Origin of the sequence: Paenibacillus sp. FSL R5-192 (assembly GCF_000517845.1) — a bacterium.
GTDB classification, from domain to species: domain Bacteria; phylum Bacillota; class Bacilli; order Paenibacillales; family Paenibacillaceae; genus Paenibacillus; species Paenibacillus amylolyticus.
Genome location: NZ_ASPR01000048.1, coordinates 219,829 through 236,082 on the forward strand (window position 1 = coordinate 219,829; position 16,254 = coordinate 236,082).

General features: G+C 49.7%; 20 protein-coding genes. 18 read left to right on the plus strand and 2 right to left on the minus strand.

Annotated features, from left to right (window positions below; translation table 11 throughout):
• The first annotated feature begins 3 nt into the window (after positions 1-3).
• From C161_RS24650 to C161_RS24730, 17 genes are all read left to right on the plus strand, one after another.
• The gene (locus tag C161_RS24650) at positions 4-747 is read left to right on the plus strand and encodes an amino acid ABC transporter permease (RefSeq protein ID WP_036673451.1); all 744 of its coding nucleotides are present in this window, start codon (positions 4-6) and stop codon (positions 745-747) included.
• 4 nt (positions 748-751) lie between these two features.
• Positions 752-1,462: an amino acid ABC transporter permease gene (locus tag C161_RS24655; RefSeq protein ID WP_036673453.1), complete on the plus strand. Its 711-nt coding sequence runs from the start codon at positions 752-754 to the stop codon at positions 1,460-1,462.
• Positions 1,459-2,211 carry an amino acid ABC transporter ATP-binding protein gene (locus C161_RS24660; RefSeq protein ID WP_017692508.1) on the plus strand — a complete coding sequence of 251 codons (753 nt, stop codon included), beginning with the start codon at positions 1,459-1,461 and terminating at the stop codon, positions 2,209-2,211. The genes C161_RS24655 and C161_RS24660 overlap by 4 nt, the downstream gene beginning before the upstream one ends.
• A gap of 121 nt (positions 2,212-2,332) precedes the next feature.
• Positions 2,333-2,620: a hypothetical protein gene (locus C161_RS24665; protein WP_017692509.1), complete on the plus strand. Its 288-nt coding sequence runs from the start codon at positions 2,333-2,335 to the stop codon at positions 2,618-2,620.
• Positions 2,621-2,643: 23 nt separating this feature from the next.
• Positions 2,644-2,985: a hypothetical protein gene (locus C161_RS24670; RefSeq protein ID WP_017692510.1), complete on the plus strand. Its 342-nt coding sequence runs from the start codon at positions 2,644-2,646 to the stop codon at positions 2,983-2,985.
• Positions 2,982-3,281, plus strand: coding sequence for a hypothetical protein (locus C161_RS24675; protein ID WP_017692511.1), 300 nt, complete (start codon positions 2,982-2,984; stop codon positions 3,279-3,281). The genes C161_RS24670 and C161_RS24675 overlap by 4 nt, the downstream gene beginning before the upstream one ends.
• A 1-nt stretch (position 3,282) precedes the next feature.
• Positions 3,283-3,624: a hypothetical protein gene (locus C161_RS24680; RefSeq protein WP_051446920.1), complete on the plus strand. Its 342-nt coding sequence runs from the start codon at positions 3,283-3,285 to the stop codon at positions 3,622-3,624.
• A gap of 251 nt (positions 3,625-3,875) precedes the next feature.
• A complete protein-coding gene (locus C161_RS24685; protein ID WP_083669917.1) occupies positions 3,876-4,970 on the plus strand; it encodes a CgeB family protein in 1,095 nt (364 codons plus the stop codon).
• A 60-nt stretch (positions 4,971-5,030) separates the two neighbouring features.
• Positions 5,031-6,170, plus strand: coding sequence for a CgeB family protein (locus C161_RS24690; RefSeq protein WP_036673455.1), 1,140 nt, complete (start codon positions 5,031-5,033; stop codon positions 6,168-6,170).
• Between the two features lie 66 nt (positions 6,171-6,236).
• On the plus strand, positions 6,237-7,862 hold the full coding sequence (locus C161_RS24695) for a glycosyltransferase family 4 protein (protein ID WP_156946162.1): 1,626 nt from the start codon (positions 6,237-6,239) through the stop codon (positions 7,860-7,862).
• A 14-nt stretch (positions 7,863-7,876) separates the two neighbouring features.
• On the plus strand, positions 7,877-8,968 hold the full coding sequence (gene wecB / locus C161_RS24700) for a non-hydrolyzing UDP-N-acetylglucosamine 2-epimerase (RefSeq protein WP_036673587.1): 1,092 nt from the start codon (positions 7,877-7,879) through the stop codon (positions 8,966-8,968).
• On the plus strand, positions 8,961-9,947 hold the full coding sequence (locus tag C161_RS24705; RefSeq protein ID WP_017692517.1) for a polysaccharide biosynthesis protein: 987 nt from the start codon (positions 8,961-8,963) through the stop codon (positions 9,945-9,947). The genes wecB and C161_RS24705 overlap by 8 nt, the downstream gene beginning before the upstream one ends.
• Positions 9,944-10,771 (plus strand): dTDP-4-dehydrorhamnose reductase family protein, encoded by an 828-nt coding sequence (locus C161_RS24710; RefSeq protein WP_036673457.1) that lies wholly within the window; start codon positions 9,944-9,946, stop codon positions 10,769-10,771. Before C161_RS24705 ends, C161_RS24710 begins: the two co-directional genes overlap by 4 nt.
• Complete coding sequence (locus C161_RS24715) at positions 10,753-11,694, plus strand: NAD-dependent epimerase/dehydratase family protein (protein ID WP_036673459.1); 942 nt, start codon at positions 10,753-10,755, stop codon at positions 11,692-11,694. Before C161_RS24710 ends, C161_RS24715 begins: the two co-directional genes overlap by 19 nt.
• Positions 11,691-12,407: a glycosyltransferase gene (locus tag C161_RS24720; RefSeq protein WP_036673462.1), complete on the plus strand. Its 717-nt coding sequence runs from the start codon at positions 11,691-11,693 to the stop codon at positions 12,405-12,407. Before C161_RS24715 ends, C161_RS24720 begins: the two co-directional genes overlap by 4 nt.
• A 96-nt stretch (positions 12,408-12,503) precedes the next feature.
• On the plus strand, positions 12,504-13,220 hold the full coding sequence (locus tag C161_RS24725) for a glycosyltransferase (RefSeq protein WP_036605845.1): 717 nt from the start codon (positions 12,504-12,506) through the stop codon (positions 13,218-13,220).
• Between the two features lie 249 nt (positions 13,221-13,469).
• The gene (locus C161_RS24730) at positions 13,470-14,000 is read left to right on the plus strand and encodes a GNAT family N-acetyltransferase (RefSeq protein WP_036673464.1); all 531 of its coding nucleotides are present in this window, start codon (positions 13,470-13,472) and stop codon (positions 13,998-14,000) included.
• A gap of 144 nt (positions 14,001-14,144) precedes the next feature.
• Here the strand turns inward: C161_RS24730 and C161_RS32825 are convergent, their stop codons facing one another.
• Both C161_RS32825 and C161_RS24735 read right to left on the minus strand, forming a co-directional pair.
• A complete protein-coding gene (locus tag C161_RS32825; RefSeq protein WP_164783209.1) occupies positions 14,145-14,315 on the minus strand; it encodes a hypothetical protein in 171 nt (56 codons plus the stop codon).
• On the minus strand, positions 14,312-15,550 hold the full coding sequence (locus C161_RS24735; RefSeq protein ID WP_036673467.1) for a glycosyltransferase family 4 protein: 1,239 nt from the start codon (positions 15,548-15,550) through the stop codon (positions 14,312-14,314). Before C161_RS24735 ends, C161_RS32825 begins: the two co-directional genes overlap by 4 nt.
• Before the next feature lie 187 nt (positions 15,551-15,737).
• On the opposite strand from C161_RS24735, the gene C161_RS24740 reads away from it, so the two are divergent.
• Positions 15,738-16,097, plus strand: coding sequence for a hypothetical protein (locus C161_RS24740; RefSeq protein WP_036673468.1), 360 nt, complete (start codon positions 15,738-15,740; stop codon positions 16,095-16,097).
• The last annotated feature ends 157 nt before the right edge of the window (positions 16,098-16,254 follow it).

Here is a 16,254-nt window from a genome sequence, read left to right on the forward strand (position 1 = left end):
GTAATGGGAAAATCATTTGATCTGTCATTGGTTCTGGATTTCATCCCGGAACTGCTACGATATTTGCATATAACACTGATTGTACTGGGTGGTTCCATCGTGCTCGGACTGGTGGGCGGCGTGCTTCTGGCCGTTCCCCGGCTGTATCGGATTCCGGTACTAAGCCAGTTGGCTACCCTGTACGTCTCATTCATGCGGGGCACACCGATCCTGATCAAATTGTTCCTGGTGTATTATGGACTTCCTGAGTTGCTCAAACCCATTGGCATCGACCTGTCGAGAACCGATCCGTTGTTATTTGTCATTGTGACCTATGCGCTTAGTGATGCGGCATCCTTTGCCGAGATCTTTCGCGGAGCGGTGCGCAGTGTGGATAAAGGTCAGACGGAAGCAGCCTATGCTGCGGGTATGACCACATTCCAGTCTTTTCGGCGGATTGTTGTTCCGCAGGCACTGATTGTTGCTTTTCCGAACATGGCCAATACGTTAATCGGTTCATTGAAGGATACTTCTTTGGCCTTCTCCATTGGTGTCATGGATATGGTGGGCAGAGGGCAGACGTTAATTTCGGCTACATCGCATGCACTTGAAGTGTATATCAGTCTGTCTGTGGTCTATTATGTCATTGTTATTGTGCTTGAAAAAGGATTTGCCTTTGCAGAACGCAGACTCCAGCGTCATGAACGCAAGAGAGTCGTACACAAACCGGCAATTCGAGCCAAACGCCTGAAACGAATAGCGGGGTGAGCATATGTCGATTGATCTCCAGTTTATCTATACATCTTTTTTTCAAATCCTGAAGGCATTGCCACTGACACTTGTCATTACGATTGTTCCGTTGATTGCAGGCTTCGGAATCGGTCTGGCTACAGCTCTGATCCGTATCTATCGCGTGCGGTGGATTCACCGCATTGCTGACTTCTACGTTTCATTCCTGCGTGGAACACCGATGTTGATGCATCTATTCCTCATCTATTACGGTATTCCGATGATTATCGATAAGCTGGCGGAACGTTACGGTTGGGCTTTCCAATCCTCGTCGATTCCTATTCTCGTATTTGTACTGATTGCTTTCTCACTCACTGCGGGCGCTTATATGTCCGAGATTATCCGTTCAGGCATTCTTGCTGTGGATATCGGCCAGATGGAGGCGGCTCACGCTGTAGGTATGAGCACATTCCAGGCTTTAAGACGTATCATCATCCCTCAAGCGATCGGGGCGGTATTGCCTAACCTGTGCAGTATGTTTGTTGGGTTCCTGCATGGATCAACACTCGCTTTTACCGTGTCTCAGATGGACATCCTCGGTAAAGCGGATGTGGTGGCATCCGTCAGTCTGAAGTTTCTGGAGGCCTTTATCGCCGCAGCGTTCATCTATTGGGGGCTGACCATCATTGCCGAGCGGATCACTGCTCTGCTTGAACGTCGGGTTGCCGTGTACAGCAAAGGAGGCGTGTCATGATTACACTAACCAACATACACAAAACTTTTGGCAAGCAGGAAGTATTGAAGGGAATTGATCTGACCGTGGAACAGGGCGATGTCGTAGCGATCCTTGGACCGAGTGGATCAGGCAAAACAACGCTGCTGCGCTGCGTCAATTTTCTGGAACGTGCCGATGAGGGCGAGGTTCAGATCAGTGGATTAACCGTCGATTGCAAGCATGCACGCAAACATGACATTGTGCAGTTGAGACGAAAAACGGCGATGGTGTTCCAGCATTATAATCTGTTCAAACACAAGACGGTGCTGGATAACGTCACGGAAGGTTTAATTATTGCCCAGAAAATGTCCAAAGCCGATGCCCGCACGCGTGCCTTGCGCGTGCTTGAACAAGTCGGACTGTCTGCCAAAATCAATGAGTATCCAAGTATGTTGTCAGGTGGACAACAGCAACGGGTGGGCATCGCCAGAGCATTGGCACTGAATCCCGAAGTGATTTTGTTTGATGAACCGACCTCGGCGCTGGACCCCGAGCTTGTGGGAGAAGTGTTGTCTGTCATCCGCTCCATTGCTCAAGAGGGGATTACCATGATTGTAGTCACCCATGAAATGGGGTTTGCCCGTGAGGTGGCAAATCGGGTTGTTTTCATGGATGGAGGTTCCGTTGTGGAGGAAGGAACCCCGGAAGAGGTGTTTGTACGTCCCAAGCAGGAACGTACTCGCCAATTCCTCAGTCGATATTCTTCCGACTGGAGTTATGTCATCTGACGATATAGGCGCAAGCTGTAGTAACTGACGATCCCGGCCCGGCATATGCTGTAACAGGCAAATGCTGATAGGCCGGGTTTTTCTATGGGTGAAGCAGGCCGTGACGGTAAGGAGGAGGACCATGCAGAGCAAAATCGATGAAATCATCACACATATTGCACACTCTCACCAGCAGATCGCACGTGTGCTGGATGCCAAACGCCAAGTCGCTGTACGCATGTCTGAAATCATCAATCATTTGCCAGATATCGAACCGGAGTTGGATGGCGTTGACGGTCTGCTGGATAGCTCTGGGCAAATCAACAAAAGCATTATCTCTTACTTGGGGGGCCTTGCAGATCTGGAAGAGGCTGTAGCCGAAACGCTGACCCAAGTCATGCGGGAGATCGCGGTTCAAGAGGAAGAATAAGCCCGGAAGGCGGGTGATGGAACATGAGTAGAGAACAGAGTCTCATTCTGATGCTGGACGCAGCAGCCAAAATGCAGTGGAATATTGCCCTGATCCTGGAGGCAAAAGCGATTGAGGCCGAGAAGGTACGGAACTGGACGCTGAATCATTTGAATGGGGATACCTTTCTGACGCATGGGGATCAGGTAGGCGAGCCGCTCAAAATGCATGATCAGCTGGTGGAATTGCTGGAAGGATTAACCCGGATGGAGACCGGACTGTGCAACAATCTCAAAGCGGTGATGGTGCAGAACGATAGCGAAGATGGCGGCGGTATGGACGGTGGCATGTTTGGCGGCATGGATCTGGGAGACATGGGAAAATGAGTCTGATGCGGCGTGAGCAGGAAGCCAAACTGGCGCTCATTGAATCCATTGCACACAGTCAGCAGGCGCTGGCACGCATTCTGGACAGTGTAGCCAGTGTAACCGCTCATTCGGAAGTATCCGCCCGCAGTCTGGCCGAAAACATTCGTTTGCTGAGTCGCTATCAGGCAGAAATGTCTCGTATGGTTACGGGAATCAGGCTGGCCCGAATCCAGCATGGGGAGCCTGGCTTGCCATGGCTCAAAGACCCCGGGTGTGCAATTCGTATCGTTCGGGACATACAGGAGGAATGTTGACATGTTAAAGAAAAAGAAAATACGACTGAGAACCAAAAGAGCTTTGTTAATCCGTGGAGCCCGTCTGCGCAAAATTCGCAAACTGCGTGCGCTCAGAGCCAAACGTGTTCTTCACAAACGTCCACTTAAAGGACGCAGTGCGTGGCTCAAAAAAAAGAAACGTGCGGTACGGCGGCACCGGAGTCCAAAGCCCGTACAACCAGTCGTCCCGGCTACCCCTACCGATCCGAACCCGGACGGTGCGTACAGCCAGGGATACAACGAGGCGTACAACGAGGGATTCAACGCGGGTTTCGCCAAGGGATTCGAGGACGGACATCAGCTGGCTTACAAAGCACAGTAACCGAGTAGATAGGATTATTCCTGCATGGAATGATACCTGTATAACAGTTAGCCCGGGGGACAGATCCCTCCGGGCTATTTGCATCGCCGCAAAAGCGGACATGCCCGTACAGGCGGATGTGGAGGGCATGCGCCAATTTTGCGCCTTGCAGGACACCCGTCCATGATGCATCTGACCCCGAGGCATATCCTTTAGAGGGAAGACCAATCTCGGGGAGAGTCTGGAAGTGAGATCTCCTGAAGGAAGACAGGGTGAATAATGTGGCAAAACGAAGGCACCGTCCGCTGACCGAAGCGGAAACGGCTTACCGCGGCGGATATGCAGAAGGCCGCAGATTTGGCGGCTGTCAAGCCATGATGGAGCGGGTGCAGATGTTTGAACCGACCCTGCGGGACATGAAGGTGTTATATATCCCGCAAGGATTCGATGCCATCGATGAAGGTGTCACCTTGGCTCTGCAGCAATCTGTACGTGAATGCGTTGTTGGATCGCCAGCAGCGATGTTGCAGGAAGCCAGTCACCATCGGCCCGATGTTGTGCTCGTTATGAATGGTCTGCATGTATTCCCCGCAGATCATGTAGAGCAGGTGAATGGCATACGTGCACTCGGTATCCGAACTGCCGTGTGGTTTGTGGATGATCCGTATTTCACCGAAGATACAACGTCCCTTTGTCAGCATTATGATGTCGTGTTCACGCATGAAGAGGCCGCCGTACCCTTCTATCTGGGACATGGAGCGAACCAGGTCATCTATATGCCACTCGCGGTGAATCCAGGCATGTTTCAACCGCGGCGCGCCGCACCGCAGCATCAGCACGACATTTGTTTTATCGGTACCGGATTCTGGAACCGGATTGCCTTGTTTGATGAGCTGGCCCCTTTTCTAGCGGACAAAAAGGTATTCATTGCGGGTAGCCAGTGGAATCGGTTGACACGCTATGATGTACTAGGCCGTTTCATCCACGAAGGATGGATTGCTCCTGGAGAGACAGTAGATTATTACAATGGCGCCAAGATTGTCATTAACATTCACCGGACTTGCGAGAATGGGGAAGACAATCGCAATACACATCATCTTAAAGGTCACTCGATTAATCCACGCACGTATGAGATCAGCGCCTGCGGCACAATGCAGATTACGGATGCACGTGCAGATTTACCCCGTTATTATAAGCCGGGATATGACATCGAGACGTTCACCAACGCAGCAGAACTTCAGCGCAAAATCCACTATTATCTGAAGCATGAAGAAGAACGACAGGCGATGGCGTGGCGTGGACTTCTCACCACGATGAACCAGCATACATTCACTCGCCGGATCGGTCAGTTGCTGGAACATTTGTAATCCCCGTCTGAAGTGCAACATCAACAAGAATCCTATCCCAAAAAATAAAGGAGTGGCGGTATGTCTCTCAAACACCGTAAAACCAAAAAGGTTCATGCACCCGTACTGAGCCTGGCTGATCAAGCACGCAAAAATGGGCAACATGCCGGATATGACGCAGGTAAGGAAGAAGGATATCTGCGCGGTCGCGCCAACTATATTGTGAATTGTGCACAGGAACCGTTGCCTTTCCGACAGCTTCACGTGCTGTATGTATCCTCGGGTAAAGGCTTCCCTTACTCCCCGTTGGATGAGGCCATTATGGCCACGCTACAGGGTATGGTAGCTCAAGTAACCCTCTCTGATCCGCGTCAACCGATTTCTGAAATTGCGCTGCAGACGCGTCCTGATCTTGTGCTTGTGCTGGATGGAATGGATATCCCCATCGAGCATATCGATGCGATTCGCCAAGCGGGCATTCAGACGGCGATCTGGCTCACGGATGACCCGTACTATACAGATATGACGCTGGATATTGTGACACATTTTGACCATGTCTTCACGTTGGAACTGAACTGTATCGATCTATATCGACAAATCGGCTGCGCGTCCGTTCACTACCTCCCTTTTGCCGCATTTACTAATCATTACTTTCCGATTACAACTCCTTCCCCGTTAAAACGGGATGTCAGCTTTATCGGCTCGGCCTACTGGAACCGGGTATACTTCTTCAATCCGATCATGCCTCAGTTGATGTCACACAATACGGTATTTAACGGAATCTGGTGGGACCGTCTGCCTGACTATACTGCCTATGGCGAGAAGATTGAGCTCGGGCGCTGGATGAGTCCGCCGGAGACCAATGATGTGTACAATGGCACCAAAATTGTCATCAACCTGCATCGATCCCACGAAGATGATTCCGTCAATAATAATCACCTCAAAATCGCGCCAGCTTCACCGAACCCGAGAACGTTTGAAATTGCCGCGTCCACGACGCTACAGCTGACCGACGCCCGGGATGACATTGCGCGTTTCTACAAACCGGGTGTGGAGATTGAGACATATTCCTCGCCGCAGGAGTTACTCGACAAAGTGGAATATTATCTTACTCATGAAAAGGAACGCCGTGAGATTGCACTTCGTGGACTTGAACGTACACTGAAAGACCACACGTATGGCAAAAGAATTAATGAAATGTTAACCATCATATTCCCTTAATTCTGGCCGGGAGGAGGTGTGCACAGTACCCTGTATCGGATAATCGTGTACAGGGTCCGTGCGGCCATGGCAACGAAACCAAAGATGATGTTATTTTCACATGTGTGCAATACTCGCAGCATTACAGGTGCCGAGAAGCTACTGCTTCATTTTATGAGAGAGATCGGCACGATATTTGAATGTGTGCTCGTAGCCCCTCAGGAGGGGAAGCTTGCGGGGCTTGCGCGGAGATTCGGCATTCAGGTCAAAATATGCACTCTGCCGATGCTTCACGGTGTGTACACACCTTACCTGGGCATTGCAGATGATGCGGAGCATCTTCGCCATACACCAGCGTATCAGGAAGCAGTCTCCCTCATACGGGAGACTGCTCCCGATATGGTGTTAACGAACACCTGCGTTAATGTGATGCCGGCTGTAGCGGCAAAGTCCCTTCAGATTCCGGTCATCTGGAAAATTACCGAGATCATTCATACAAATGAACATACAAACGAGGCAATCCAGATGATTGGGCGTTACGCGGATTGGATTATCGGTATATCCGAGACAGCGGTAGCCCCATTCCACGAAGCCGGCATAGGTGACAAAGTGACCATTATCTCCCCAACTTGGGAACCCGCGCTACCAGCACCGGACCGCTGGGTTCATCTGCGCGAACGCAAGCGTAAGGAGCTCGGTTTCAAATCATCGCAGACCTGTATCGGTTATATTTCTTCATTTATATATGATGCCAAAGGGTTGAAACCTTTTGTAGATATGGCCTTGAGGATCTGTGAAACACATTCGCGCTGTCGCTTCTGGATCATCGGGGCACCATCGGATAAAAAGTATTACGACGAGTGTGTATCACGGGTGAAAAAATCCGGGTATTCACGCCGGTTTACCTTCACCACATTTGAAGAGAACGTATCTCTGGCGTATACCGCGATGGATATCCTGGTCATCCCAAGCATGGTCAAAGAAGGGTTTGGCATGACCGCACTGGAGGGTCTCTATTTTGCCAAACCGGTCATCGCTTTTGCTCAGGGTGGACTGAAGGAATTAATGGAATCCGTAGGCAGTGATGCATTTTTGGCCCCGCCGGGTGATACCGAAGCGCTTGTCACCTTGGCAACAACCTTGCTGAATGATGCAGAGCTGGCCTCGAATACGGGGTGGCGTAATCGGACAGAAGCGGAAAGGCTCTACGGCGTTGAAACCTACCGAACGAAACTGCATACGATGGTGACACAGTGGTTATTGCGTTTTCCCGGATGGTTTGCTTATATCCAACCTCCGAATGGACCTGTGTATACCTATGGGGAGGGAGGACTACGCACTGTACTGGTTCTGGAGCCGACTACGGTTCGGGCACTATTATTCCCACTGACCGTTATACAGGCGTTGCCACATTCCTCATTACCTCCAATCGCATTGGGTCACGATGCTCCTGCTGCCTCAAGTACTGTCCCGGCTGCAAAGCCGATTCAACAGAGGGGCAAAACGCGGAAACGTCGTCGCAAGCCACTTGCACCTCATTCACGCCGAGACCGTGAGGGGCTGAAACGTACTTCCGGAACTGGCAGACGTAAGGGGAGAACCCGTACAACGAAGGGACCGCGTCCACATATGGGAAAATCGGCTAGTCGCAGACGCAAATCTGCCAAAGCGGGACGTAGCCGAGCAGGGCGCAAGGGTTCCAATACAAGATGAAGGCAGGGATTACGATGAAGATCATGACGGTGCTGGGTACGAGACCTGAGATCATACGGCTCAGCCTGATCATCTCCAAGCTGGACCAGTACGCGTCCAAACATATTCTGGTGCATACGGGACAGAACTTCACGGAAAGTCTCAGCGGTCTCTTTTTCAAGGAAATGGGCCTGCGCGCACCGGATTACGTTCTTCAGGATGAAGCGGCCACTCTGGGACGACAGCTATCCTCGATGTTTACGCAGATGGAAGATCTGATATTGCAGGAGAAGCCTGATAAATTGCTGCTGCTCGGCGATACCAATAGCGCATTATGTGCAGTATTGGCTGAGCGCATGGGTGTTCCTGTTATTCATATGGAAGCAGGCAATCGTTGCTTTGACCTGGATGTGCCTGAGGAGAAAAATCGTAAGGTTATTGATGCCATCTCCACCGTTAATATGCCTTACACGGAACAGAGCAAGAAACATTTGGTCAGCGAAGGGGTACCAAGCAGGCGCATCGTGCTAACGGGCAATCCCATCTATGAAGTCATGCAGCACTACGACGCGCGAGTAAGTTCCAGCAAAATACTCAAAAAGCTCAAGCTGAAGTCCGGGCAATACTTCCTGGTTACTGCCCATCGAGCCGAGAATGTGGATCATGCCCCTCATTTGCTGGAGATTATGAAAGGGCTGAACCAGGTCGCAGAGGAACACGGGTTGCGTGTGATCTGCAGTATTCATCCGCGTACAGCGATCCGGATTGCGGAGCATCTGCATCTGGAGATGAACCCGCTGGTGGAGTTTCACGAGCCGTTTGGATTCTTCGACTTTGTAATGCTTGAACGTCATGCACGCTGTGCGCTTACGGATAGCGGTACCGTGCAGGAGGAGTGTTGCATTATGGGCGTGCCGACCGTAACGATGCGTCGAACTACCGAGCGGCCGGAAACGGTCGATTGCGGCAGCAATGTAGTCTCCGGTCTGGATGCCGCGCGCATCGCTGATTGCGTGAAAGTCATGACAAAGATGTCTAGCGACTGGGATTGCCCGCAAGGTTACAAAGCCACAGATGTATCCAGTAAAGTGGTTAAATTTCTGCTTGGAGGGAAAATGCATGTTTGAAAATAAGCGTATACTCGTGACTGGTGGTACAGGATCATGGGGTTATGAACTTGTGGCTCAACTACTGCCCCAGCAGCCCAAAGAAATTATTGTATATTCCCGGAACGAGTCTAGCCAAGTGGCTATGAGTCGTGAATTTGAAGACCCACGTCTTCATTTCCGGATTGGAGATATTCGTGACAAGGACGCCTTGACGGCGGCTTGCCAGCATGTGGACTATGTATTTCATCTGGCTGCGCTCAAGCATGTTCCGGTGTGTGAAGACCAACCGTACGAAGCACTCAAAACCAATGTGATTGGTACACAGAACGTAATTGAGGCCGCTATTGAGAACAAGGTGGAAAAAGTAATCTATATCTCGACTGACAAAGCTGCCAATCCGTCCAACTTCTATGGCATGACAAAAGCGATCGGCGAGAAATTAATTGTATATGCAAACTTGTTACACAGCGATACCAAGTTTGTTACGGTACGGGGCGGGAATGTACTGGGAACAAACGGAAGTGTGGTACATCTGTTCAAGAATCAGATCCGCCAGAAAGGGCAGGTCTCCATCACGGATATGAGTATGACTCGATTCTTTCTTACGCTGAAGGATGCAATTACCTTGCTGTTCAAAGCTTCGGTGGAAAGTGTCGGCGGAGAGATCTTTGTCATGACGATGCCTACCTGCAAAATCGTTGATCTCGCGGAAGTGCTGATTGAGGATTCCGGTGTGGAGAATGTGAGCATTGTGGAACGTGGCATTCGTCCAGGGGAGAAAATCCATGAAATATTGATGAGTGAATTCGAGAGCATGACCACCGTTGTTTACGATGAGCAGTACCTGGTAATTCTTCCTACCCTGGGCATACCGGGCCTGCGTGAACATTATACCAATTGTCCCCCGGTCTCCTTTAACAGTTTCAGTTCTGAACACCAACTCATGACCAAAGAGGAGATTCGTGAAATTCTGAAACGCGGAGGATTCTTGTCATGAAACTGCTGATACTTGGTGGAAACGGAATGGCCGGCCATATTTTGGTCGACTATTTCCGCCGTCAAGGTGTACACAGCGTCTTCTACACATCTCGGGATGTAACAGACCCCAATGGTCTGCTCCTGGATGTGAACGACAGCTTCATGGTTGATCGATTGGTAGAAGCTGTGCACCCGGATGTGATTATTAATGCTGTAGGTGTGTTGAACAACTTCGCAGATGAGGACAAAATTACTGCATATCATATTAACGGTTTCCTGCCACATCGTCTGCGGCGGGTTGCAGATACGATTGGTGCACGCCTGATTCATATCAGCACGGACTGTGTGTTCAGCGGAGAACGGGGAGCATACCGGGAAGATGATGTTACGGATGGGACTTCAGCTTACGCCATCACCAAAGCACTTGGCGAAGTTCAGGATGAAGGTCATCTGACGATCCGTACGTCCATCATTGGACCCGAGATTCGCCAGGGCGGCATTGGTCTGATGCAATGGTTTATGTCCAGCACAGGTGAAGTTGGGGGGTATACCCGCGTATTCTGGAACGGTGTGACCACCCTTGAGCTGGCCAAATGGGTAGACCATTACCTGTCCTCATCGGTTAGTGGTCTGATCCACTTAGCTCATCCGGCACCTGTCAGCAAGCATGACCTGCTTGTATTGTTCAAGCAGACCTGGGATAAGCAGGATGTGACGATTGTGCGTGATGACAGTGTAGTGCAGGACCGTACGCTGGTGTCCACTCGCGAGGATGTGAAGACAGACCTGCCGGATTATTCTACAATGCTGAAGGAGTTGGCATTATGGATGGAGCAGAGCTGAGAGGCAAAAAAGTGCTGATTACAGGCGCTTCCGGTTTTACCGGGCGACATGCCGTATCTTATTTTCGGGAAGCGGGTGCAGTGGTTGCAGCGGTAGTCCGGAGGCCGGATGTGTATTCATTCGGTAAAGGTGCACAAGTCCATGTCTGTGATCTGAACGATAAACAGCAAGTACGTCATCTGATCGGCGAGGTGCAGCCCGACTATGTGCTGCATCTCGCTGGCAAAAATTCAGTGCCTGATTCGTGGTCTGATCCGCTACTGGTCCTGGAGACCAATGTGATGGCCGTGCTGTATCTGCTGGATGCGCTTCGCAGTTGTCCGACAGCACGAACCGTTATTGTAGGATCGAGGTTAAAATATACGCCGGAACCTGGCCGGATTCCCCAGCCTCCGCATCCATACAGTCTCAGCAAAGCGCTGGAAGAGATGGTGTCCTTGTCGTGGATGTCGCTCTTCGGACAACAGATCATGCTGGCGGAGCCAGGCAATCTGATTGGTGCGGGTCCTTCCACAGGCATCTGTTCACTGCTTGCACGCCATGTTGTTGCCTGTGAGCAGGCGGGGAAAACCGAGGCATTCCGTCTGTCCGGACGGGACAATACCCGTGACTTTCTGGATGTGCGGGATGCAGTCAGAGCGTATGCAACCCTCTTGATACAAGGGTCCAGTGGTACAGTATACCCGGTGGTGTCTGGAGTTGAGCGCAGTCTTGGTGAAATTGCAGAACTGCTGTTGTCCATGACAGAAGCGGAAGTTCCTGTTCGCTGGGATGGGGCATCTTCTGGTCCGGATGGTTCGGGGAAACAAGAGGAATTATCACTGCTGCGCAAGCTTGGCTGGCAGCCGATGATTCCATTTGCCACATCGCTTCAGGATATCCTGAGTGATGTTCGTGTCCAGCAAGGGAGGACGACAAGTTGAATCCGAGAGTATCCATTGTCATTCCATTCTACAACTGCCCTTATGTGCCTCAGGCGATTCAGAGTGCGCTGAACCAGACGTATCCCCATGTGGAGATCGTTGTTGTGAATGACGGTTCAACCCGGCATGCAGAGTTGCTTCAACCCTATCTTCCTTATATTCATGTGCTTGGCAAAAGCAATGGCGGGACGGCTTCGGCACTTAATCATGGCATACGCCATGCCTCTGGTGATTATGTAGCCTGGCTCAGTTCGGATGATTATCTGTACCCGGATAAAATTCGTTATCAGCTGGAGTTTATGCAACGCGAGAATGTGCTCGTCTCACATACAAACTTTCACTATATCAACGAGCATTCGGCAGTTACCAGAATGCATGGTGGGCCTGAACCGATGTCGGATATGGATTTACTACGACGGTTTGTTAACGGCAATCCAGTGAATGGTTGCACGGTCATGATTCGCAAGGATCTCTTTAGCGGAGTGGGGCTGTTCGATGAACTTCTTCCCTACACCCATGATCTGGATCTCTGGATGCGTATTGTACTGAACGGTCATCGGTTCCCATACCTGAATGAACCGCTTACTGCCTATCGGTGGCATGGGGGAATGGGATCGGTACGTCATGCGGATGTCATCGGCAGAGAGGCATCCATGGTATGGTCCAGATATCGGGAACCGCTGTTGCAGCGAATAGCGACGCTTGGCGGGTAGCGTAGGGAGGGCAGTTAAGAAAGCCAAAAGATGGCTGATTAACGCCCTCTTTGCGCAGCATTTTACCTAAGACAGTAAGAGGAGGGGAAGGCCCGAATGGAGCCAAAAGTATCGATCGTCATTCCTTTTTACAATTGTGCTTATATCGAGCAGGCTGTTCACAGTGCCATTCACCAGACGTATCCGCATATCGAGGTCATCGTGGTGGATGATGGGTCAACCGAGCACGTGGAGCGGCTACAGCCATTCATGGATTCCATCCGCTATATTCGCAAAGAAAACGGTGGAACCGCGACAGCATTAAATGAGGGCATCAAGCAGGCAACAGGGGATTACTTTGTTTGGCTCAGCTCAGATGATGTGATGCTGCTGGATCGGGTGGAGAAGCAACTGAAGTTTATGCGCGAGGTTAAGGCTTCATTCTGCCATGGTGCCTACCATTATGTGAATGAGAAGAGTGAATGGTTGGATACGGTGCATCCGGAAGTGGGAAGTCGTCTGGAGATGTTGCAGGTACTGCTGGAAGGTTGTCCGATCAACGGCTGTACTGTCATGTTAGAGATGGAAGCATTCGAGCGGTTTGGACTGTTCGACACTGATTTTCGCTACACCCATGACTATGAGATGTGGATGAGGCTGTTTCCAATGTATGAGCTGTTCTACTACAATGAACCTCTGATGTGTTACCGATTGCATGAGTCAATGGGAACCAAACGTCACTTCAAGGCACTGGTTGCCGAGATGGAAAAAGTTCAAGAGAAGCATCGGCCTATTCTGTTTAACTTACTTCAGGTTGGCGGGTACTGGAAGTAGATGGATTTGGCAACGATGGCTGAATGGAATAGGTGTTAAATGGACAGGAGAGCACCCTTATGAAACGCTTTTTAAGTGTTATAAGTGGAAGCTCTTTTTTTGCTTTATGGACAGATACGTGGACACAAAGGGTGATCGATTGCTGAAGTCTCTGTATAATGAAATGATTCATACACGGAAGGGACTGGACTATGCGCAGATATCAATATCTTAAACCCAACTATTAATAAACTAATGGAGGTAAGAGTATTGATTACAGAGTTATACACAGAACGGTTATATTTGCGAAAAATGAACGTATCGGATGCGGCCAGCTTGTTTAAAATTTGGTCTGATCCGGATGTAACTAGATTTATGAATATCACTCATTTTACGGATGAAAATCAAGCTATAGCCATGATTAATTTTCTGAATGATCTTGCTCAGGAAAACAAGGCCATTCGGTTCTCTATCCTTGTGCAAGAGTCCAACGAAATCATAGGTTCATGTGGTTATAATACACTGGATTTTGACAATCTCAAAGCAGAAATTGGGTATGACATTGCCAGATCACACTGGGGGAAAGGATATGCTACGGAAGCGATCTCTTCTTTATTAGCTCATGCATTCTCGACTATGAAGCTGAATCGTATTGAGGCAAAGGTTGACCCCGATAATGTGAATTCTATCAAGCTATTGCAAAAGCTCAATTTCACATACGAAGGCACCCTCAGAGCATACGAGAGGGCAGGCGAAACGTTCAGTGATCTGAATGTGTATTCCAAGTTGGCGACAGATTAAAACGATCTGTAATAGCGTGTTCTCGGTCCGTTAGAACACATTTGAAGCGAGAAGGGGGTGTCCTCAGTCATTCATATGACAGATGGGACACCCCTTGTTTGATATTTCGGCATGTTATATGAAGACGGCATATCATTGGACAACTCAATCTTTTGAATTCATGATCGCCATGGATGCAGGATCGGGAAATATATATCCTTTAGGCAGCTTTTTCATCAATTCATTCATTACAGCGTAATCCACGTTGATGTGAGGTGTGGAAACTGGAGTCGAAAACCAGCGATTGTATAGATCACTTGGTACAAGTAACGTCATATTGTATGTCCTCCTCTGTAGATGGCTTCTTGGTAGACTTGAAATGTACGAAATCCCATCACTTCCAGTGAACGATTTTGTTCAGCCCAAGCTTTCGCCGCCGCCCCCACTGTTCTTCGGGTAACATCATCCTCAAGTAGTGCATCCAACAGTTCACGGAGCGAGTCGACATCCTGCGGAGGAACAACCCATCCCGTACGTCCAGGTTCAACCATCTCGGGCATGCCGGCTGTGCCACTGACGATAACAGGTACACCCGCCAGTTGCGCTTCAGTAACGGAGAACGGCTGGGTGTCCTGCAGACTGGGCTGGACATAGATATCTGCATGGCGCAGGAAGGAAGGAATATTGTCCAGCTTGCCCCAGAACACAACATCGGCTCCAATCCCCGTTGACGCGGCCTGTGAACGCAATTCATCGGTTAGATTGCCTTCTCCTGCGATCCAGCAGACCCAATCGGAACGTTTATTTTTCAGACTGGCTAAGGCCTTGATTAACACATGAACGCCCTTGATGTATTCAAGTCGTCCGGTAAAGGCAATGACTTTCTTGCCCGCAGGTGGTCGCTGGCGGAACTTCACAGCTGCTGAGGCACGGTAGGCTGGCAGATCTACAGCATAGGGAATCTGTCTGAACTTTGATTCAGGAACGGCAAGCTCTGTAAGCGTACTCTTGATCCAGTGGCTTGACACGAGAATGAGCTCGGACTGTGCTGCACTACGTTCTTCCAATGAGAGAAAATAACGTCCACGCTTGGATTGCAAATATGAAGGGAGAGTAAGCTGTGGGTTGGAATTTTGAGCATCGTAAAAGGCTTCGCGTGCAAGAGCGCCATGATAGCTTGTAACCAGTGGGATATTGCGGTTCAAGATGCGTTTTATGGCTACGGCAGCTACCGGATCTTGCGCATGAATAACGTCATAGTCCTCCACCCCCAGATAAGCGGCTGCCATCTCGAAGGCATATCTATTCAGTTCATAATAAGCGAGAAGAGGATCAGCAGTGAATTGTGGCAGATCAGTCGGATTGAGTTTGGCTTGCAGCATGTGCCACACCTTATCCTTGGAGAAAGCGCGGTTCAGATTACGAACATATACTTCGTTATTGGCACCATTTGTGCCCATGATATCAACCTCTACACCAAGTGCGATTAACCTGTCGGCCAGTTGTTTAACATATGTCCATATGCCTCCCATATGTGTAAGCTCCCAATACGTAACGAGCAGAACTTTCATAGCTACCTCCTTGTCACGGCCTGCACCGGCCGAGCTTCTATCCTTTTATTCTATGAAAAAAGAGGACCGGAAGGTCGGGCATTTCCGTGTAATTGGTCGAAAATGGGTGAATGCAAATGGCAATGGACGAGAGGAAGCATATCCTATGTACAGGAAGGGTTCGTGTGCTCCGAAGGAGGGATCTACAGTGGCGGTATATTTACTTGAGATTCATGAGAATCTGTTACAGACATTTGTTCCCGTCAAGTACATGGATGTGGAGTTGGCCTATGTGGGCGGCGAGGAAGGGACGGATGTATTTGTTGGTGGAGCCAGTATTCACGGAGAACTGTATCGACACCTTTTTCACCTAACGTCAAATTCGGGGGGAGCGGGCGGTAATCAGGTCATTCATAATCTGGATGTGTCATCCGAGCCTTATGAACTGAGGATCATCAGCAACAGTTCTTCACCGAAGCATCTGGTTATTCGAATATATTGCAGAAGTATTCACGGTCAGACATTGGGCATACTGTCAGAATATCAGATGATGAAGGTTGCAGATTGATATGGACATCATTGCATAATCATGATTAACCAACGTGTGGAGCAGGGAAGGTGCCTGTTCCATTTTTTTGTGGTGCATCCATAGTAGAATTGTCTGAAAAAATAGCTTGACAGCAAAGGTATTTTCATTAGAATTAGATCAGTATTAAACGAAAGTT

Excerpts from the sequence above, each read along its gene's own strand:
- C161_RS24650 (WP_036673451.1), top strand. The coding sequence starts at position 4 with ATGGGAAAATCATTTGATCTGTCATTGGTTCTGGATTTCATCCCGGAA.
- C161_RS24655 (WP_036673453.1), top strand. The coding sequence starts at position 752 with ATGTCGATTGATCTCCAGTTTATCTATACATCTTTTTTTCAAATCCTG.
- C161_RS24660 (WP_017692508.1), top strand. The coding sequence starts at position 1,459 with ATGATTACACTAACCAACATACACAAAACTTTTGGCAAGCAGGAAGTA.
- C161_RS24665 (WP_017692509.1), top strand. The coding sequence starts at position 2,333 with ATGCAGAGCAAAATCGATGAAATCATCACACATATTGCACACTCTCAC.
- C161_RS24670 (WP_017692510.1), top strand. The coding sequence starts at position 2,644 with ATGAGTAGAGAACAGAGTCTCATTCTGATGCTGGACGCAGCAGCCAAA.
- C161_RS24675 (WP_017692511.1), top strand. The coding sequence starts at position 2,982 with ATGAGTCTGATGCGGCGTGAGCAGGAAGCCAAACTGGCGCTCATTGAA.
- C161_RS24680 (WP_051446920.1), top strand. The coding sequence starts at position 3,283 with ATGTTAAAGAAAAAGAAAATACGACTGAGAACCAAAAGAGCTTTGTTA.
- C161_RS24690 (WP_036673455.1), top strand. The coding sequence starts at position 5,031 with ATGTCTCTCAAACACCGTAAAACCAAAAAGGTTCATGCACCCGTACTG.
- C161_RS24695 (WP_156946162.1), top strand. The coding sequence starts at position 6,237 with ATGGCAACGAAACCAAAGATGATGTTATTTTCACATGTGTGCAATACT.
- wecB (WP_036673587.1), top strand. The coding sequence starts at position 7,877 with ATGAAGATCATGACGGTGCTGGGTACGAGACCTGAGATCATACGGCTC.
- C161_RS24705 (WP_017692517.1), top strand. The coding sequence starts at position 8,961 with ATGTTTGAAAATAAGCGTATACTCGTGACTGGTGGTACAGGATCATGG.
- C161_RS24710 (WP_036673457.1), top strand. The coding sequence starts at position 9,944 with ATGAAACTGCTGATACTTGGTGGAAACGGAATGGCCGGCCATATTTTG.
- C161_RS24715 (WP_036673459.1), top strand. The coding sequence starts at position 10,753 with ATGGATGGAGCAGAGCTGAGAGGCAAAAAAGTGCTGATTACAGGCGCT.
- C161_RS24725 (WP_036605845.1), top strand. The coding sequence starts at position 12,504 with ATGGAGCCAAAAGTATCGATCGTCATTCCTTTTTACAATTGTGCTTAT.
- C161_RS32825 (WP_164783209.1), bottom strand. The coding sequence starts at position 14,315 with ATGACGTTACTTGTACCAAGTGATCTATACAATCGCTGGTTTTCGACT.
- C161_RS24735 (WP_036673467.1), bottom strand. The coding sequence starts at position 15,550 with ATGAAAGTTCTGCTCGTTACGTATTGGGAGCTTACACATATGGGAGGC.